Raw genomic sequence first — 19,388 nt, forward strand, 5'->3', positions numbered from 1 at the left:
GCCGATGGTACTGCAGGGGGGACCCTGTGGGAGAGTAGGACGCCGCCGAACAAATTTTGAGAAGAACCCCCGCCGGTATTCCGGCGGGGGTTCTTCGCGTTGTCCGCCGGCGCATCGTCAGAACATGCCGGGGGGGATCATATGTGATTCTTGTCATGCGGGAGAGGCCGGAACCGTTTCGGTTCGGGGGGTGGGGCCCAGTTAGCATGTGAACACCCTCCTAGCTCGAAAGATGGACTTGTGACTGTCAACGACGACGTGTTCACGGACTGGAAGAACCGCGAGGAGATCGCGGAGTCGATGATCCCGATCATCGGCCGACTGCACCGGGAGCGGGACGTCACTGTCCTGCTGTACAGCCGTTCCCTGGTGAACAAGTCGGTGGTCAGCATCCTGAAGACCCACCGGTTCGCCCGCCAGATTGCCGGCGAGGAGCTCTCGGTCACCGAGACGCTGCCGTTCCTGCGGGCGCTGACCACCCTGGATCTCGGCCCTTCCCAGATCGACCTCGGCATGCTCGCCGCCACCTACCGCGCGGACAACCGCGGTCTCTCGGTGGAGGAGTTCACCGCGGAGGCCGTCGTCGGCGCCACGGGTGCCAACAAGATCGAGCGCCGCGAGTCGCCGCGTGACGTCGTCCTCTACGGCTTCGGCCGCATCGGCCGCCTGGTCGCCCGTCTGCTGATCGAGAAGGCCGGCTCCGGCAACGGCCTGCGCCTGCGTGCCATCGTGGTCCGCGGCGGCGGTGACCAGGACATCGTGAAGCGCGCCTCGCTGCTGCGGCGCGACTCCATCCACGGCCAGTTCCAGGGCACCATCACCGTCGACGAGGCGAACAGCACCATCATCGCGAACGGCACCGCGATCAAGGTGATCTACGCCAACGACCCGTCCGAGGTCGACTACACGGTGTACGGGATCCGGGACGCGATCCTGATCGACAACACGGGCAAGTGGCGGGACCGCGAGGGCCTCTCGAACCACCTCCGCCCCGGCATCGAGAAGGTCGTCCTGACGGCCCCGGGCAAGGGCGACGTGCCCAACATCGTCCACGGCGTCAACCACGACACCATCAAGCCGGACGAGCAGATCCTCTCCTGCGCCTCCTGCACCACCAACGCGATCGTCCCGCCGCTGAAGGCGATGGAGGACGAGTACGGCGTGCTGCGCGGCCACGTGGAGACCGTCCACTCGTTCACCAACGACCAGAACCTGCTGGACAACTACCACAAGGCCGACCGTCGCGGCCGCTCGGCACCGCTGAACATGGTGATCACCGAGACCGGTGCCGCCTCGGCCGTCGCCAAGGCGCTGCCGGACCTCAAGGCGAAGATCACCGGCAGCTCGATCCGGGTGCCCGTGCCGGACGTCTCGATCGCCATCCTGAACCTCCAGCTGGCCCGTGAGACCACCCGCGAGGAGGTCCTCGACTACCTCCGCAACGTGTCGCTGACCTCGTCGCTGAAGCGCCAGATCGACTTCACCACCGCCCCCGACGCGGTGTCGAACGACTTCATCGGCTCGCGCCACGCCTCGATCGTCGACGCCGGCGCCACCAAGGTCGAGGGCGACAACGCGATCCTCTACCTGTGGTACGACAACGAGTTCGGCTACTCCTGCCAGGTGATCCGGGTCGTCCAGCACGTCTCGGGCGTCGAGTACCCGACCTACCCCGTCCCGGCGGTCTGATCCGCAGGACGCACCACGCCCGTGGGGCGGCAACCGGAACTCCGGTTGCCGCCCCACGGGCGTTCTGCTGCCCGTTCGGCCGGCCCGGCGGGGGCCTCGCGGGCAGGTTGTTGGAGGAGTGTTCACGTCCGCTTGACCTGCTGCTTCGCGAGGACGGGGGAGGTGGCGCGGAGGTGGCGTCCGGGTCCCGGATGAGGGGGTTAATGGTCTATACCAATGCGGTACTGTGACCCGTGGAGCTGTCAGAAACACGGCTGTGGGGGCCACATGACTGTCCGACAGGTACGTCCTGTTTCCGCTTTGTCCTCTTCCTCTTCCGATCCTCTTTCCCATCTGCCGCAACCGCCGGACGACCAGGAGTTGTACTGGTACTTCGGGCCGCAGCGCAGGTGGGTGCTCGTCGCCAGTTCGGCGGCGTTCGTGTTCACCGCCGGAACGATGCTGACGTTCGCCCTGCGGACGCCGGCGCTCTGGATCTTCCTGGCCGTCCTCGGGCTCAACGTCGTCGCGCTGGGGCTGTCGTCCGTCAACAGCCTGCGGCAGCGGCGGCTCACCCGGCAGTCCCACGAGGTGCTGGTGCACGCGTGGGCGCCGGAGGAGCTGCCGACCGTCGACCTGTACCTGCCGACCTGCGGCGAGCCGCTGGACGTCCTGGAGAACGCCTACCGGGCGGTCGCCGCGGTGGACTGGCCCGGCGCGCTGACGGTCTGGGTGCTCGACGACGCCGACCGGTCCGAGGTCGCCGAGCTGGCGGCCGCGCACGGGTACCGCTACGTCGTGCGGCCCGACCGGGGGCACCTCAAGAAGGCCGGCAACCTCAACCACGCACTCACCCTGAGCAGTGCCGAGCTGATCGCGATCCTCGACGCCGACTTCGCGCCCAGGCCGGACTTCCTGCGCCACCTCGTCCCGTACTTCGCGGACCCGCGGATCGGCATCGTGCAGAGCCCGCAGTGCTTCGACACCGACGAGACCATGAGCTGGATCGAGCGCGCCGCCGGTGCCGCGCAGGAGTGGTTCTTCCGCTGGATCCAGCCCTCCCGCGACGCCAGCGACGCCGCCATCTGCTGCGGCAGCAACGCCGTCTACCGGCGGGCCGCGATCGACGAGGCCGGCGGGTTCGCCCGGCTCGACCACAGCGAGGACCTCTTCACCGGTCTCGGCCTGTACGCCAAGGGCTACCGCACGCTGTACGTCCCGGTGCTGGTCGCCAAGGGCACCTCGCCGGACAACCTCGCCTCGTACGTCAACCAGCAGTACCGCTGGGCGATGGGCAACCTGCACCTGCTCGGCTCGCCCGAGCTCAAGCGGATCGGCGCGCCCTGGCGGATGCGCCTCTGCTTCTACGAGGGGATCGTCGGCTACCTGGCCGCCGCCGTGAACATCTTCGTCGCGCCGCTGCCGCCGCTGGTGATGATGTTCTTCTACCCCGACCAGATCCGGCCCTGGCACGTGCTGCCGATGCTCGCGCCGCTCTGGCTCTGGCACGTGCTGCTGCCCAGGGTCAGCCGGACCCGCTGGCGGATCGAGGTGATCCGCTCCAACGTGCTGATGAGCGTCGCCGCCGGTGTCGCGTTCTGGCACACGCTGCGCGGGCGCAGTGCCGCCTGGGTGCCGACCGGTGCGGCCGGCGCGGCCGGTTCGGCCGGTGCGGCCGGTGCGGCCACCGGGACGGGCGCGGCCGGCGGGGACGCCCCCGGCGTGCGCGCCAGGCCCAAGTCCGGCGGGATGGCCCGGAAGGTGGTGCTGCTGTCGCTGGCCTGGCTCTGCGCCTCGCTCGGCGCCGGCGCGCTCGGCCTCGCCCTGGCCGTCGGCCGCTACGGCTGGGCGCCCAACTGGGGCCTCGGGCTCTACCTCGCGGTGCAGGCGCAGATCGGCCTGCCGCTGGTCCGCGACCTCCTCGGCGAGGTCCGCGGCGCCGCCCGCGCCGATGCCGCTGCCGCCGGGCCGAAGGCGCCCCGGACCGGCATGCTGCCCCGGCGCTGGCCCGAGGGACTGGCCGCCACCGCCACGCTCGTGCTCACCGCTCTGCTCGCCTCCGGTTGGGTCCGCCCGATGCTGCCCTGGCTGGGTTGAAAGGTCGTCGCCTTCCATGCCGTCTTCCCCGATACCGTCACCGCCGTCGTCGTCACCGCCGTCGTCGTCACCGCCGCCCGTCCCCGAGCTGCGGCCGACCGCCTTCACCATTCCCGGCCAACGGGACCGCGCCGCCTCCCGGGGTTCCGATGCCCCGGGCCCGGCGCCCCGTTCGGCCGGCTTCCGTCCCGACATCGAGGGACTGCGCGCACTCGCCGTGCTCGCGGTCCTGGCGTTCCACGCCGCCGTCCCCGGCCTGGCCGGCGGGTTCGTCGGGGTGGACGTCTTCCTCGTCGTCTCCGGCTACCTGATCACCGGCCTGCTGCTGCGCGAGGCCACCACCACCGGGCGGATCCGGCTCGGTGAGTTCTTCTCCCGCCGGGCCCGCCGGCTGCTGCCCTCGGCGGCGGTCGTGCTCGGCGCGGTGGCGCTGTTCGGCGCCTGGCTGACCGTGCCGCTGCGGCGCGCCGACCTGGAGTACGACGTGCTGGCGGCGGCGCTGTCCGTCGGCAACTGGCGCTTCGTCGCCCAGCAGACCGACTACCTGGCCGCCGGGCGGGACGAGAGCCCGCTGCTGCACTTCTGGTCGCTGGCGGTCGAGGAGCAGTTCTACCTGGTCTGGGCCCCGCTGCTGGCGCTCACCGTCCACCTGGTGCTCCGGGTGGTGCGGGGCAACCGTGCGGACGGGCGCGGACGGGCGGTGCGGCCGGTCGCGGTCGCGCTCGCCGCCGTGCTGACCGCCGCCTCCTTCGCGCTGTCGCTGCGCTGGACGCAGGACTCCGTCTCGCTCGCCTACCTCGGAACGCCCTCCCGGGTCTGGCAGTTCGGGGTCGGCGCGTTGCTCGCCCTGCTGCCCTGGCACCTGCTGGGCGCGCCGCGGCTGCTGCGCGTGCTGGCGGGCTGGGGCGGGGCGGCGGCGATCGTGGGATGCGTGCTGGCGTACGACAGCACCACCCCGTACCCGGGCTGGGCGGCGCTCGTCCCGACCCTGGGCACGGCCGCCGTCATCCTGGCCGGCACGCCCGGGCGGGACGGGGCCGTGGCGCCCGGGCTCGGGGTGGACCGGGTGCTGGGCCTGCGCGTGCCGCGCGCGATCGGCCGGCTCTCCTACAACCTGTACCTGTGGCACTGGCCGGTGCTCGTGCTCGCCGGTGCGCAGTTCGGCCCGCTGGACTGGCCGGTGAAGGTGGCGCTCACCGCCGCCGCCGCGCTGCCCGCGGCCGCCGTGATGCGGTGGGTGGAACAGCCGCTGCGGCACAGCCGTACCGTATCCGAACTCCCGCGCCGGGGCCTGTCGTTGGGCCTGGCCTCGGTCGTCATCCCGGTGGTGCTGGCGCTGGTCGTCGGCTCCGGCACGCTGCGCCTGCTGGGCCCGGCCGCGCCCGTCGACCTCCAGGGCCTGCCGCCCGGCTCGGCCGACGGCACCTCGCTGCTGGTGCGCACCACGGCTCCGGCGAAGGGGGCGGCGGTGGTGCCGGACGCCGTCCAGGCCCGCCAGGACTTCCCGCCGGACGGCGAGTGCGAGGTCGCCCCGGCCGCGACCACCAGCCCCGACTGCCGCTTCGGCGTGGTCGGCAGCCCGGACCGGATCGTGCTGCTCGGGGACTCGCACGCCGGGCAGTGGTTCTCCGCGGTGCTCGCGCTCGCCGCCGAACGGCGCTGGGAGCTGGAGGAGTTGGTCAAGCAGGGCTGCCCGCTGCCGGAGATCGCGGTGGTCAACCCGCAGTTGGGCCGCACCTACCGCGAGTGCGACACCTGGCGGGCGAACGCGCTGACCCGGCTCAAGGAGGGACCGAAGCCCCGGCTGATCGTCGTCTCCACCCTCAACCGGTACACCGACGACCGTGAACTGCTGCTCCAGGGCTGGGAGAAGACCCTCGCCCCGCTGCGCGAGCTGGGCGTCCCGATCGTCTACCTGCGCGACACCCCGGTCCCGGGGACGGACGTGCCGGCCTGCGTGTCCGGCCACACCGACGATCCGGCGGCCTGCGAGTTCCCGCGCGACAAGGCGCTGTGGGCGGACCCGCTCGCCGAGGAGATCGCGGCCGGCCGGGTGCCGGGGGTGCGCACGGTGTCGGTGAACGACGTCATCTGCCCCGGCAACGGCCGCAGTTGCCCGGCGGTGCTGGAGCGGATCCTGCTCTACCGCGACGACGCGCACCTCACCAACGTGGCCGCCGTCGTCCTCACGCCGCGCCTGGAGCGGCTGTTGACGGAGTCGGGCGCCCTGCCGTCCAAGGCCTCCGCCGCCTCCGCCGCCGCCACCGCCTCCGCCGCGGCGCCGACGGTCACCGCGGACGGCTGGACGCAGCTGCTGCGCGACGACTTCGACGGCCCGGCCGGCAGCCGTCCGTCCGAGGCCGACTGGCAGTACGACCTCGGCACGTGCTACCCCGGCTGCCCGGCCGCGCAGTGGGGGACGGGCGAGATCGAGACCATGACCGACTCGACCGAGAACGTCCGGCTCGACGGCCGGGGCGCGCTGGAGATCGTGCCCACCCGGGACGCCGCCGGGCAGTGGTCGTCCGGGCGGATCGAGTCCCGCCGCGCCGACTTCGCCCCGCCGCCCGGCGGCGTGCTGCGGATCGAGGCCGGGATCGCCCTGCCCGACGTCACCGGCCCGGCCGCCGCCGGCTACTGGCCCGCGTTCTGGACCCTCGGCGGCGAGCTGCGCAACGGCTTCACGGGCTGGCCCGCCATCGGCGAGCTGGACGTCATGGAGCAGGTCAACGGCCGGGACGCGGTGTTCGGCACGATGCACTGCGGCGTCCTGGACGGCGGCCCCTGCCAGGAGCCGCGCGGTCTGGGCTCCGGCGACCGGCCCTGCGGCGCCGAGTGCCGCACCGGCTTCCACCGGTACGCGGTCGAGGTCGACCTCACGCCGGGCGCCGAGCAGGTCCGCTGGTACCTGGACGGGCGCGAGCACCACCGGGTCACCGCCGCGCAGATGGACCGTGCGACGTGGGACCGGGCCGTGAACCACGGCCTGTTCCTGATCCTCAACGTCGCCGTCGGCGGCAATCTGCCCGCCGCGTTCGGCGGCGCCGTCACCCCGGCGACCGAGCCCGGGCACCCGATGCGGGTCGACTACGTCTCCGTCGCCACCAAGCCGTAGCGGGCGGGCCGGAACGAACGGGCCCCGGGCCGGGGAGCACCTCGCTCCCCGGCCCGGGGCCCGCCGTCGTCCGAGGGGGCCGGTCAGCCCCAGCGGCCCACCAGCGGGGTCTCGCCGGTGTCACCGACCGTCGTGCTGAAGACGGTGAGGTGGCTGCCGGCCGCCGCGCCGGCGAAGGAGCCGTCGGCCGGCCGGTAGACGCCGATCGCGTCGGCCCCGGTGCCGTCCCAGTCGCCCTTGACCGGGACGTCGCCGGGGTTGCCGTACTTGATGCCCAGGACGTGCTCGGTCTCGTTGGAGTCGTTGAGGTAGAAGACCTGCGTCTGCGGGTCGTAGACCGCGACGGTGGTGGTGCCGTTGCCGTCCCAGTCGCCGACCAGCGGCTTCCAGCCGGGGTTGCCGAGCTTGATCGGGTACCTGACGGTGGCGTTGTCGTCGCTGAGGTAGAAGGTCTGGTCGCTCGGCCGGTACACGCCGATGGTGGTCCTCCCCCGGCCGCTCCAGTCCCCGACGACCGGGAGGTCTCCCGGGTTGCCGAACCGCACCGGGGCGCCGATCGTGCCGTCGGGCCCGGGCAGGAAGAAGTCCGAGGTGGCGGGGTGGTAGTAGCCGACGGTGTCGACGCCGGGCCCGTTCCAGTGGCCCGCCAGCGGAGTGTCCCCGGGGCCGCCGACGGTGGCGCGGGCGATGGTGACCCCGTTGTGGGACGCCTGGGCGACGGTCCGGTCGGCCGCCCGGTACACGCCGACCGAGGACGGGCGGCGGGCCGGGGTGCCGTTGACGACCGCCCTGCCGGTCGCCTGCTGGTGGGCGGTGGTCTGCGGCAGGGTGGTCGGGATCGCCCGGGTCCAGCGGAACGGGTGGAGGTAGACGACGCGCGGGTCCTGGGCCGCGACGGCCTCGTACTCGCGGTTGAACGCGAGCATCTGCGCGTCGCTCGCCGTCTCGCAGCCCGCCGCGTGATCCGGCTCCCAGCCGGGGAGCGTCTCCGGGTAGAGCATGAGGTGCTGGTTGGGCGAGGCGAGCTTGCTCTTCAGCCTGGTCAGCAGGTTCTGGACGGTCTCGCGGCCCTGGCAGTACCGGTTGGCGCCGACGATGTCGGCGAGCGCGGGGGCGGGGTTGGCGCCGGGGACCGGCGAGAGGTCGCTCTCGGCGTAGTCGAAGATCAGCAGCTTGCCGGGGAAGGCCGCCCGGACCTGCTCGGCCTGCACCCGGATCTGGTCGGCGGTCAGCCGGCGCCAGTACGCCTCGTCGGTGAGGTAGACCGCGCCGATCTTGTCGATGTTGGAGCCGATCCTGTGGACCAGCGCGGTGAGGTTGGCGGCGGCGTCGGGATGCGGCACGAACGCGTCGGACCCGGCGACCTTCTCCACGACCTCCTTGTTGACGTCGATGACGCAGGAGACGGGAAGGCAGCGGTCCAGGAAGTCCAGCGCGGGATCCTGGTCCCGCAGGTAGCCGTTGAAGTTGGTCCAGGGCGCGATCTCGGGGGTGTGGTCGACCACGGGCGGCTTGTTCGGGTCACGGGTGTCGTAGTACCCGTAGTAGCCGAGGCCGCCGAGCATCGAGACCCGCAGGTCGTCGACGGTGGCGACGCGGCCGGCGGCGGAGGGGCGGGCGCCCAGGACGACGTAGCCGTCGCGGGGCAGCTCGGCGGCGGTCGTGCCGGAGAAGACCTCCCGCCCGTTGACGGTCACGGTGGCGAGCTTGTCCGGTCCGGCGGCCAGGGCCAGGGCGACCGTGTAGGAGGGGGCCGCCGGGACGGACGGGAGCGCGGTGACGGTGCCGCCCTGGTAGAGGGCCAGTCCGCCGTCGGCCCGGACGCGCAGGCCGAGCGCGACGTCGGGTGCGTCCACGGCGCCGGTGCCGTTGGCGGCCCGGCTCACGGCGAGGTGGGCCGCGTCGGTGCCGGTGGTGCTGCCGACGGCGGGCGTCAGCCTCGCCTGCACGGTGTAGCGGCCGCTGAGGTCCGCGGTGGCGGGCTTGGCGAGGCGCACCGCGGCCGTCCCCCCGGGGAAGGACAGCACGTTCGGGTGGGCGGCGGAGTTCACCCGGACCGCGCCCGGGACGGGATCGGTGACCAGGCCGTTGACCCCGGTCTCCGGGAGGTAGCCGGAGGAGAGCAGGCTGGGCTGGCGGGCGCCGAGGTCCTGGTTCAGGCCGAAGTCGGCGGTGCCGGAGGGGGCGCCGTCGAAGGTGTCGACGAGCGGTTTGGCGGTGGCGCCGACGGAGGTGTCGACGCGGCTGACCGACAGGCCGTGGCCGGCGCCGTCGCCGAAGGCGGTGACCTTGGAGAGGTCGGATTCGAGGTAGGCGCCCAGGTAGAGGAAGGCGCTGCTCGGCCAGCGGGTGACCTCCGCCGGGGCGGTGGCGGTCAGCGCGGTGCCGTTCACGGTCAGCGCGACCGTGCGGTCCGCGCCGGTGGAGACGGTCAGGGAGACCGCGTAGGTGCCGGCCGGGGTGACCTGGCCCGACCAGAACGGGGTCTCGCCGTGCCGGCCGTGGAAGAGGCTCACCCCGCCGTTGGAGGTGATGGTGAGCCCGAGGTCGACGTCGGCGTCGGTGACGTAGCCGGCGCTGCGGTGGCTGCGGCTGAGGACGACGGAGGCCCAGTCGTTGCTGGTGGTGTCGCCGACCGAGGGGTCGACCACGGTGGAGACGGTGTAGTGGCCGGTCTCGTCGGCGACGGCGGGCGCGCCCAGCATCACGGCCGAGACACCCTTGCCGAACACCAGGCGGTTGGGCCGGGCCGCGGGGCCGACCTGGACGAACGAGGAGTCCGCCGGGGCGGTGGTCCACCAGCGGCCGGAGACGCGGGTGTAGGAGATCGCGCGCTCTCCGGCCGGCGGTGACTGCCGGGCGGTGAGGTCGGTGTCGAGCCCGCCGTTGAGCCCGTAGAACGGGGCGGTGGCGAGCGCGGGGTCCTGGGTGAAGGTGTCGTTGAAGGGGCGGGTGGCGGTCAGGTCCGCCGGCACCGGTCCGCCGCCGGCGGCGGCGGCCGTGGCGCCTCCCGGCCCCGCGAGTATCAGGGCCAGGGCGAGGGCGGTGGCCGCTGCGCCGAGTGCGCGGCGGGCACGTGGGGTGAAGATCACCGAGTCTCTCTTCCAGGTGTCGGATCGGTGGTGCCGGTGCACCGCCGATCGGGCCGGATCATAGAGGACGGATACGAACTTCCGTCAGGTGCTCACGCCTACCGGGCATCGCCGAAGGGGCGACTGAGGGCTCATCGGACACCTGTCGGCCCTGGCGCCCGCACGGGGCGGGGCCCCGGGCCGGGGAGCGCGCTGCTCCCCGGCCCGGGGCCCGCGGTCGTTCATCGGGGCGTCAGCCCCAGTTGCCCACCAGCGGGGTCTCGCCGTCGCCGACGGTCGCCCGGAAGACGGTCAGGTCGCTGCCGACCGCCGCGCCGGAGAAGGAGTGGTCGGAGGGCCGGAAGACGCCGACGCTGTCGACGCCGGTGCCGTCCCAGTCGCCCTTGACCGGGATGTCGCCGGTGTTGCCGTAGACGACGTCCCGGACGTGTTCGGTCTGGTTGGAGTCGTTGAGGTGGAAGGTCCGCGTCTGCGGGTCGTAGACCGCGACGGTGGTGGTGCCGTTGCCGTCCCAGTCGCCGACCAGCGGCTTCCACCCGACGTTGCCCAGCATGATCCGGTACTTGAAGACGGCGTTGTCGTCGCTGAGGTAGAAGGTGGCCTCGCTCGGCCGGTAGACGCCGATCGTGGTCCGCCCGCGCCCGCTCCAGTCCCCGACGACGGGGACGTCGTCGTAGTTGCCGTACCGCACCGGGGCGCCGATCGTGCCGTCCGGGCCGGGCAGGAAGAACTCCGCGGTGCTCGGGCGGTAGTAGCCGATGGTGTCGACGCCGGGGCCGTTCCAGTGGCCCGCCAGCGGGACGTCACCGGGAGCGCCGACGGTGGCGCGGGCGATGGTGACCCCGTTGTGGGACGCCTGGGTGACGCTCCGGTCGGCCGCCCGGTACACGCCGACCGAGGAGGGCCGGCGGGTGGGGGTGGCGTTGACGACCGCCGTGCCGGCGGCCTGCTGGCGGGCGACGGTCTGCGGCAGGTCGGCGGCGGTGCCGGTCATCCAGCGGAAGGGGTGCAGGTAGACGATGCGCGGGTCCTGGGCCGCGACGGCCTCGTACTCGGCGTTGAACGCGGCGATCTGCGCGTCGCTGCTGCTCCCGCATTCGTCGGACCGGAAGGTCTCCGGGAAGAGCATGAGGTGCTGGTCGGGCGAGGCGAGCTTGGAGCGGAGCTTCTCCACCAGGCCCTGGACCGTCCCCCGGCCCTGGCAGTATCGGTTGGAGCCGACGATGTCGGCGAGCGCGGGGGCGGGGTTGACGCCCGGGACCGGCGAGAGGTCGCCCGAGGCGTAGTCGAAGATCAGCAGCTTGCCGGGGAAGGCGGCCCGGACCTGCTCGGCCTGCACCCGGATCTGGTCGGCGGTCAGCTCGCGGTAGTAGGCCTCGTCGGTGAGGTAAATGGCGCCGATCTTGTCGAGGTTGCCGCCGATCCGCGCCTTCAAGGCGGCGAGGTTGTCCTTGATCTCGGCGGTGGGCTTGGCGACGAGCCGGTGCCCCACGCCGGGGTTGACCACCTCGGGGTTGACGCCGAGGGCGCAGGAGGCCGGGCGGCAGTTGTCCAGGAAGCCGAGCGAGATGTTGTCCGCGTCGCGCGAGTAGCCGTTGAAGTTGGTCCAGCCGGCGACCTTGGGGGTGAAGTCCGGGTGGGGGCCGTCGGTGGGGTCCACGGTGGCGTAGTACCCGTAGTAGCCGAGCCCGCCGAGCATCGAGATCCGCAGCTCGTCCACGGTGGCGACGCGGCCGGCGGCGGAGGGTCGGGCGCCCAGGACGACGTAGCCGTCGCGGGGCAGCTCGGCGGCGGTCGTGCCGGAGAAGACCTCCCGCCCGTTGACGGTCACGGTGGCGAGCTTGTCCGGTCCGGCGGCCAGGGCCAGGGAGACCGTGTAGGAGGGGGCCGCCGGGACGGAGGCGAGCGCGGTGACGGTGCCGCCCTGGTGGAGGGTCAGAGCGCCGTCCGCCTGCACCCGCAGGCCGAGCGCGACGTCGGGTGCGTCCACGGCGCCGGTGCCGTTGCTCGCGCGGCTGACGGCGAGGTGGGCCGCGTCGGTGCCGGTGGTGCTGTCGACGGCGGGCGTCAGCCTCGCCTGCACGGTGTACAGGCCGTCGAGGTCGGCGGTGGCGGGCTTGGCGAGGCGCACCGCGGCCGTGCCCCCGGGGAAGGACAGCACGTTCGGGTGGGCGGCGGAGTTCACCCGGACCGCGCCCGGGACGGGGTCGGTGACCAGGCCGTTGACCCCGGACTCGGCGACGTAGTTCGAGGAGAGCAGGCTCGGCTGGCGGGCGCTCAGGTCCTGGTTCAGACCGAAGTCGGCGGTGCCGGAGGGGGCGCCGTCGAAGGTGTCGACGAGCGGCCTGGCGCTCGCGCCGGCGGAGGTGTCGACGCGGCTGACCGACAGGCCCTGCCCGGCGCCGTTGCCGAAGGTGGTCACCTTGGTGCTGCTGGAGTCGAGGTAGGCGCCCAGGTAGAGGAAGGCGCTGCTCGGCCAGCGGGTGACCGTCGCGGGGGCGGTGGCGGTCAGCGTGGTGCCGTTGACCTCCAGCGTGACCGTGCGGTCCGCGCCGGTGGAGACCGTGAGCGAGACGGCGTAGCTGTCGGCCGGCGAGACCTGGCCGGACCAGAACGCGCTCTCGCCACCACCGCCGTGGTAGAGCGCGAGCTTGCCGTCCGACTTGACGGTCAGCCCGAGGTCGACGTCGGCGTTGGTCACGTAACCGGTGCTGCGGTGGCTGCGGCTGAGCACGATCGAGGCCCAGTCCTGGCTGGTGGTGTCGCCCACCGAGGGATCGACCACGGTGGAGACGGTGTAGCGGCCGCCGGCGTCGGCGACGGCGGGTGCGCCCAGCATCACGGCCGAGATGCCCTTGCCGAACACCAGGCGGTTGGGCCGGGCCGCGGGACCGACCTGGACGAACGAGGAGTCCGGCGGCTCGGCGGTCCACCAGCGGCCGGAGACGCGGGTGTAGGAGATCGTGCGCTCGCCGTCCGGCGGCGCCTGCCGGGTGGTGAGGTCGGCGTTGAGCCCGTAGAACGGGGCCGTGGCGAGCGCGGGGTCCTGGGTGAAGGTGTCGTGGAACGGGCGGGTGGCGGTCAGGTCCACCGGCTTCGGCGGGGCGGCGGCGGCGCCCGTGGCGCCTCCCGGCCCCGCGGGTATCAGGGCCAGGGTGAGTGCCGAGGCCGCGACGCCGAGCGCGCGGCGGGCACGTGGGGTGAAGGTCACCGGGTCTCTCTTCCGATCTCTCGTCCGGTCCGGTCCGGTTCGGTCCGGCCACCGGAACGCCGGATCGGCGGTGCGGCTGCGCCACCGATCCGGCGGGATCATAGAGGACGGATACGAACCTTCGTCAGGGGCGAGCGGCCCACGGGTGCGGGCCGGCGGGACATGTGAGGGCATATCGGTCGCCGCTGCCGGTCCGGGTGGCGCTGGCGGTCCGGGCGCCGTTGGCGGTCCGGGCGCCGCTGCCGGTCCCGGCGGCGCGGGTCAGTGCGTCGGCTCCGGCGGGAAGGGCGCGGGGTAGGCCTCGGCGAAGTCGGCCGAGCGGGCGACCTCGCGCCACTTGGTGTCCTCGGCGAGCAGCTGCCGGTCCATCGCGATCGAGGTCTCGGCCGCGTTGACGCCGAGCGGCAGGTGGTGGGGGACGTCGCGCCGTCCGGCCATCCGCACCAGGATCCCGGCGGCGCGGACGGGGTCCCCGGCGGCGCCGACGCCCGCCTGCCGCAGGCGCGTGTGGACGGCGCCGACCGTCCCGGCGTACGCCTCCGGGGCGTCGTGGACGGTCATCGAGGAGCCGGCCCAGTCGGTGCGGAACCCGCTCGGCTCGACGACCAGCACCCGGACGCCGAACGGCTCGGTCTCGGCGCGCAGGACGCGGCTGAACCCGTCGATGGCGAACTTCGCCGCCTGGTAGGAGGCGATGCCGGGGGAGCCGCCGACCCGTCCGCCCACCGAGGAGAACTGCATGATCAGCCCGCTCCGCTGCGCGCGCAGCAGCGGGATCGCGGCCTTGGTGACGTGGTAGACGCCCCAGAAGTTGGTCTCGAACTGGGCGCGGAAGTCGGCGTCCTCGGTGGTCTCGATCGGCGAGACGTTGGCGTAGCCGGCGTTGTTGACCAGGACGTCGATCCGGCCGAAGTGCGCGTGGGCCTCGGCGAGCGCGGCCCGGGCGGCCGCCGGGTCGGTGACGTCCAGCGCGATCGGGCGGATCCGGTCGCCGAACTCCTCGGCGAGGTCGGCGAGTTGCTCGGGGCGGCGGGCGGTCGCGGCCACCCCGTGTCCGGCCTCCAGGGCGGCGCGGGTGAGGGCGCGGCCGAGGCCGCGAGAGCTGCCGGTGATGAACCAGGTCTTGTCCATGCCGTTAGTAAAACACCGTTGCGCTAATAGTGCAACGGCGTTGCGCTACCATGGGGGAGTGGTGAATGCATCGGAGTTCCAGCGCGCACGCTCCCCCGAGGCCAAGCGGCAGCGCGAGGCCGCGATCCTGGAGGCGGCCCGGGTGCTCGGCCGCGAGCGCGGCATCAGGGACGTCACCCTGACGGACATCGCCGCCGCGGTCGGCATGCACAAGTCGGCGTTGCTGCGGTACTTCGAGACCCGCGAGGAGATCTTCCTGCGGCTGACCGCGGAGGGCTGGGCCGAGTGGTCCGGGGCGCTGACCGCGCGGCTGCGCGCGGCCGCGGACCCGGGCCCGGCCGCCGTGGCCCGGGAGTTCGCCGCCACCCTCGCCGCCCGCGGCCCGTTCTGCGACCTGCTCGCCCACGCGCCCCTCAACCTCGAACGCAATGTCTCGCTCGACGCGGTGCGCGACTTCAAGCTCGCCACCCGGGCCGCCCGCGAGCCGGTCGCCGAGGCCGTCCGCGCCCAGCTGCCCGCCCTGACCGACCAGGACGTCACCGACCTGTTCGCCACCGCCGTCGCCCTCGCCGGGGCGATGTGGCAGATCGCCAACCCGGGCCCCGAGGTCGCCGCCCTCTACCGCGGCGACCCCCGCCTCGCCCACGCCGTCATCGAGCTCGAACCGCGCCTCGCCCGCATCCTCACCGCCACCCTCACCGGCCTGGCGGCGGCCGCGGACACGGGCGAGACCGCCGGGACGGGCACGGGCACGGGCACAGACGCGGGCACAGACGCGGGCGCGGGCGCGGGTGCCGGTGCCTGACCGCACCCGCCGCCGGCGCACCCGCCGCCGGGCCGGTCCCCGCCCGGCGCCGGTCGTCACCGGAACGGGTGATGGGCGCCGGTGTGTCCGCCGGTCCGCCGGACACGTCGGCGGCGGGTGGGTATAGCTGGCAGCCGGAGTACGCCGACGGAAGGACCAGCCCCATGACCCGGCCAGCCGCCAAGCACGCGCAGAGCGTCGACGAGGTCATCGAGCGGATGCGGGAGATCAGGGCGCGGTTGGACCCGCGGGACGGGGTCGCCTGCTTCGACCGGATGTACCTCAGGGTGACCGAGCTGGTCGGGGAGCGGCTCACGGCCGGGTACTTCCAGGACCAGGCGTTCATCGAGCGGCTGGACGTGGTGTTCGCCAACCTGTACTTCGACGCGGTCGACGCCGGCGAGGCCGGACGGCCGGTGAACGCGGCCTGGAAGCCGCTGTTCGACGCGCGCAGCCACCGCAGGGTGTGGCCGGTCCAGTTCGCGTTCGCCGGGATGAACGCGCACATCAACCACGACCTCGCCCTGGCCGTCGTGGAGACCTGCATCGAGCGGCGGACCACGCCCGACACGCCGCCGGTGCACGCCGACTACCTCAAGGTGAACGAGCTGCTCGCCCAGGTGGAGGCCGAGGTGCGGGCGACCTTCGAGGCGCAGATCGTCAGGGTCGCCACCGAGGAGGCCGAGCCGCTGAAGCACATCGTCGCCAGCTTCTCGATCGCCCGCGCCCGGGACGCCGCCTGGGCGACCACCCAGACGCTCTGGCACCAGCGCAACATCCGGCCGATGTACGACTCCACGCTCGCCGCGGTCACCGCGAGCACCGCGCTGGCGGGGCAGATGCTCGTCACGCCGGTGCTGCCGCCGCCGGAGCAGCCGGACGGGCAGGTGTGAGGCGACTCCGCTTGGCGGAGTCCGGCGGGCGGGGGTGCGCGGGGCCGGGGTGGACTGGTGGGTGACGAGCCGAGCAGCGAAAGGCCGACGATGTCCACCTCGCCCCCCGCCGAGTACGGCGACCTGAGCGCCCTGGTGATCAACTGCACGCTCAAGCGCTCGCCCGAGCGGAGCCACACCCAGGGCCTGATCGACGTCAGCACCGGGATCATGGAGCGCCAGGGCGTGCGGGTCGAGGTGGTCCGCGCGGTGGACCACGACCTCGCCACCGGCGTCTGGCCGGACATGACCGAGCACGGCTGGGAGACGGACGAGTGGCCCGTCCTCTACAGCCGGGTGATGGCCGCCGACGTCCTGGTGCTGGCCGGCCCGGTCTGGCTCGGGGACAACTCGTCCGTGATGAAGCGGGTCGTCGAGCGGCTGTACGCCTGCTCGTCGATCCTCAACGAGCGCGGCCAGTACGCGTACTACGGGCGGGTCGGCGGGTGTCTGATCACCGGCAACGAGGACGGCGCCAAGCACTGCGCGATGAACGTGCTCTACAGCCTCCAGCACCTCGGCTACACCGTCCCGCCGCAGGCGGACGCCGGCTGGGTGGGGGAGGCGGGGCCGGGGCCGTCGTACCTGGACGCCGGGTCGGGCGGGCCGCAGAACGACTTCACCAACCGCAACACGACGTTCATGACCTGGAACCTGCTCCACCTGGCCCGGATCCTCAAGGACGCGGGCGGGATCCCGGCGTACGGGAACCAGCGGTCGGAGTGGGACGCAGGGTGCCGGTTCGACTTCGAGAATCCCGAGCACCGCTGAGCGAGGGCGGGTGTGACGGTCCGTCGGTACCGGAACGACCCGTGACGCGCGGCCCCGGCGCCCCGGCGGGGCCGCTTCGGCGTGCCCGGTGGTCCGAACCGATCATCAGATGCGCCATTTCAAACGCGACTGATGTGAACGTTCACCCTTTCGAGTGCACAGGATCATGCGAAGCGGTCCAGATCGTTCCGCCCCGCCTACGGTTGGGCAGCAGCGAGACGGGGCCGCCCGCGACGAGCGGAGATGCCCCCTCTTTCCGGGACGGAGGCGACGGCCGACGGCCCGTCATGTCGTGCCCCCCTTCGCAGAGGAAGGTTCTCCCATGCCCGTGGCCACGAGCGTCGAGACACCGCAGGCTCCCCGGCAGCACCCGCACCCCGGCCGGCGCACGGCGGTGCGGTCATGAGCGGGACGGCCCTGGAGCAGCTCCTCCGCGGGCCGAGCGGGATCGGCACGGCGGCACTGAACCTGGCGCCCCGTCAGGTCGCGGCGGTGGAGACGGCGGAGACCGGGCCGCCCTCGGGCAAGCCGGCGTCCGGCGACCCCGTGCCCGGCCTGTACTTCCACCCGGTGCCCGAGCCGGACGCCGCGCGAGTGGCGGAGGTGAACCGCCGCATCAAGCTGTGGGCCGACGAGATCGAGCTCTACCCGCCGGACTGGGAGGAGCAGTTCGACGGCTTCTCGGTGAGCCGCTACATGGTCGCCTGCCACCCGGACGCCCCGAGCGTCGACCACGTCATGCTCGCCACCCGGCTGATGGTCGCGGAGAACGCCGTCGACGACTGCTACTGCGAGGACCTCGGCGGCTCGCCGGTCGGCCTCGGCAGCCGGCTGCTGCTCGCCCACACCGCCCTGGACCCGCTGCACACCACCGCGGAGTACCACGGCGGCTGGCAGGAGTCGCTGGCCTCGGACCCGCCCCGGCGGGCGTACCGCTCGGCCATGGAGCACTTCGCCCGGGCCGCCACCGCCTCCCAGGCGGACCGCTTCCGGCACGACATGGCGCGCCTGCACCTCGGGTACCTCGCCGAGGCCGCCTGGGACCAGGACGACCACCACGTCCCGGAGGTGTGGGAGTACCTGGCGATGCGGCAGTTCAACAACTTCCGCCCGTGCCCGACCATCACCGACACCGTCGGCGGCTATGAGCTGCCCGCCGACCTGCACGCCCGGCCGGCCATGCAGCGGGTCATCGCGCTCGCCTCCAACGCCACCACCATCGTCAACGACCTGTACTCGTACACCAAGGAGCTGGCGAGCCCGGGGCGGCACCTCAACCTCCCGGTGGTGATCTCCGAGCGCGAGGGCGTCGACGACCGCGAGGGCTACCTGAAGGCCGTCGAGGTGCACAACGAACTGATGCACGCCTTCGAGGCGGAGGCCGCGGCGCTGGCCGCCGCCACGCCCGTCCCGGTGGTGGTGCGCTTCCTGCGCGGGGTCGCCGCCTGGGTCGACGGCAACCACTACTGGCACCGGACCAATACCTACCGCTACAGCCTGCCCGATTTCTGGTAACCAAGGAGCTGAACCGTGTCCGTCACCGACACCACCCCCGTGAACCGCACCGCCGTCCCCGGACCGGCCACTCCCTACCAGGGCGACATCGCCCGCTACTGGGACCATGAGGCCCGGCCGGTGAACCTGCGCCTCGGCGACGTGGACGGCCTCTACCACCACCACTACGGCATCGGCGAGGTCGACCTGGCGGCGCTCGGCGACCCGGAGGACAGCGAGCGCGAGAAGAAGCTCGTCTCCGAGCTGCACCGGCTGGAGTCCGCGCAGACCGACGTCCTGCTCGACAGCCTCGGCGACATCCGCCCCGAGCACACCCTGGTCGACGCGGGCTGCGGCCGCGGCGGCTCCATGGTGATGGCCCACCAGCGGTTCGGCTGCAAGGTCGAGGGCGTGACCCTGTCGGCCAAGCAGGCCGAGTTCGGCAACCGGCGGGCCAAGGAGCTCGGCATCGACGACTCGGTGCACGCCCAGGTCTGCAACATGCTCGACATGCCGTTCGGCAACGGCACCGTCCGGGCCTCCTGGAACAACGAGTCCAGCATGTACGTGGACCTGCACGACCTGTTCGCTGAGCATTCCCGGATCCTGTCGGTCGGCGGCCGCTACGTGACCATCACCGGCTGCTGGAACCCGATCTACGGCCAGCCGTCGAAGTGGGTCTCGCAGATCAACGCCCACTTCGAGTGCAACATCCACTCCCGCCGCGAGTACCTGCGCGCGATGGCCGACAACCGCCTCGTCCCGAACGCCGTCGTCGACCTGACCGCCGCCACCCTCCCGTACTGGGAGCTGCGGGCCACCGTGCCGTCCCTGGTGACGGGCATCGAGGAGGCGTTCATCAACTCCTACAAGGACGGTTCCTTCCAGTACCTGCTGATCGCGGCCGACCGGGTCTGACCCCGCGGCGCCGCACGGCGCGGACCCGGCCCGGCCGAACGGCGGCGGGGCCGGGTCCGCCGCGCGTCGCGGCACGCCCCCCGGGCCGGGCCCCGCGCCGGGCCCCGCGCCGGGTCGTGGCGCCCCCGGCGGGCCGCCCGGAAGAGGGCTGGCC

At 73.0% G+C, this 19,388-nt stretch carries 11 protein-coding genes; 8 read left to right on the forward strand and 3 right to left on the reverse strand.

Annotation, left to right across the window (positions count from 1 at the left end; translation table 11 throughout):
* Positions 1–240 precede the first annotated feature (240 nt).
* From ACFVVL_RS31760 to ACFVVL_RS31770, 3 genes are all read left to right on the forward strand, one after another.
* Positions 241–1,689 carry a glyceraldehyde-3-phosphate dehydrogenase gene (locus ACFVVL_RS31760; RefSeq protein WP_380298065.1) on the forward strand — a complete coding sequence of 483 codons (1,449 nt, stop codon included), beginning with the start codon at positions 241–243 and terminating at the stop codon, positions 1,687–1,689.
* Positions 1,690–1,956: 267 nt separating this feature from the next.
* Positions 1,957–3,765 (forward strand): glycosyltransferase family 2 protein, encoded by a 1,809-nt coding sequence (locus tag ACFVVL_RS31765; RefSeq protein WP_387681321.1) that lies wholly within the window; start codon positions 1,957–1,959, stop codon positions 3,763–3,765.
* A 16-nt stretch (positions 3,766–3,781) separates the two neighbouring features.
* Entirely contained in the window at positions 3,782–6,880 is a 3,099-nt protein-coding gene (locus ACFVVL_RS31770; protein ID WP_387681324.1) for an acyltransferase family protein, read from the forward strand.
* A gap of 83 nt (positions 6,881–6,963) precedes the next feature.
* Here ACFVVL_RS31770 and ACFVVL_RS31775 read toward each other — a convergent pair whose 3' ends face one another.
* From ACFVVL_RS31775 to ACFVVL_RS31785, 3 genes are all read right to left on the reverse strand, one after another.
* On the reverse strand, positions 6,964–9,972 hold the full coding sequence (locus ACFVVL_RS31775; protein WP_387681327.1) for a hypothetical protein: 3,009 nt from the start codon (positions 9,970–9,972) through the stop codon (positions 6,964–6,966).
* 232 nt (positions 9,973–10,204) lie between these two features.
* Positions 10,205–13,183, reverse strand: a complete 2,979-nt coding sequence (locus ACFVVL_RS31780) for a hypothetical protein (protein ID WP_387681330.1) — start codon at positions 13,181–13,183, stop codon at positions 10,205–10,207.
* Positions 13,184–13,444: 261 nt separating this feature from the next.
* Positions 13,445–14,314: an SDR family NAD(P)-dependent oxidoreductase gene (locus ACFVVL_RS31785; RefSeq protein ID WP_387681333.1), complete on the reverse strand. Its 870-nt coding sequence runs from the start codon at positions 14,312–14,314 to the stop codon at positions 13,445–13,447.
* A 61-nt stretch (positions 14,315–14,375) separates the two neighbouring features.
* Between ACFVVL_RS31785 and ACFVVL_RS31790 the strand changes: the two genes are divergently transcribed.
* The 5 genes from ACFVVL_RS31790 to ACFVVL_RS31810 all read left to right on the forward strand — a co-directional run bounded on the left by ACFVVL_RS31790 (position 14,376) and on the right by ACFVVL_RS31810 (position 19,234).
* Entirely contained in the window at positions 14,376–15,119 is a 744-nt protein-coding gene (locus tag ACFVVL_RS31790; RefSeq protein WP_387681437.1) for a TetR family transcriptional regulator, read from the forward strand.
* 164 nt (positions 15,120–15,283) lie between these two features.
* Positions 15,284–16,012, forward strand: coding sequence for a DUF5995 family protein (locus tag ACFVVL_RS31795; RefSeq protein WP_387681336.1), 729 nt, complete (start codon positions 15,284–15,286; stop codon positions 16,010–16,012).
* 90 nt (positions 16,013–16,102) lie between these two features.
* Positions 16,103–16,822 (forward strand): flavodoxin family protein, encoded by a 720-nt coding sequence (locus ACFVVL_RS31800; RefSeq protein ID WP_387681338.1) that lies wholly within the window; start codon positions 16,103–16,105, stop codon positions 16,820–16,822.
* Between the two features lie 243 nt (positions 16,823–17,065).
* Positions 17,066–18,337, forward strand: coding sequence for a family 2 encapsulin nanocompartment cargo protein terpene cyclase (locus tag ACFVVL_RS31805; RefSeq protein WP_387681341.1), 1,272 nt, complete (start codon positions 17,066–17,068; stop codon positions 18,335–18,337).
* Positions 18,338–18,352: 15 nt separating this feature from the next.
* Positions 18,353–19,234: a geranyl diphosphate 2-C-methyltransferase gene (locus ACFVVL_RS31810; RefSeq protein WP_380291447.1), complete on the forward strand. Its 882-nt coding sequence runs from the start codon at positions 18,353–18,355 to the stop codon at positions 19,232–19,234.
* Positions 19,235–19,388 lie beyond the last annotated feature (154 nt).

The organism is Kitasatospora sp. NPDC058115 (assembly GCF_042884635.1).
Classification (GTDB): Bacteria; Actinomycetota; Actinomycetes; order Streptomycetales; family Streptomycetaceae; genus Kitasatospora.

Bases quoted from the DNA above. Each gene is read 5' to 3' on its own strand.
- ACFVVL_RS31765 (WP_387681321.1), top strand. From the start codon at position 1,957: ATGACTGTCCGACAGGTACGTCCTGTTTCCGCTTTGTCCTCTTCCTCT.
- ACFVVL_RS31770 (WP_387681324.1), top strand. From the start codon at position 3,782: ATGCCGTCTTCCCCGATACCGTCACCGCCGTCGTCGTCACCGCCGTCG.
- ACFVVL_RS31785 (WP_387681333.1), bottom strand. From the start codon at position 14,314: ATGGACAAGACCTGGTTCATCACCGGCAGCTCTCGCGGCCTCGGCCGC.
- ACFVVL_RS31795 (WP_387681336.1), top strand. From the start codon at position 15,284: ATGACCCGGCCAGCCGCCAAGCACGCGCAGAGCGTCGACGAGGTCATC.
- ACFVVL_RS31800 (WP_387681338.1), top strand. From the start codon at position 16,103: ATGTCCACCTCGCCCCCCGCCGAGTACGGCGACCTGAGCGCCCTGGTG.
- ACFVVL_RS31805 (WP_387681341.1), top strand. From the start codon at position 17,066: ATGCCCCCTCTTTCCGGGACGGAGGCGACGGCCGACGGCCCGTCATGT.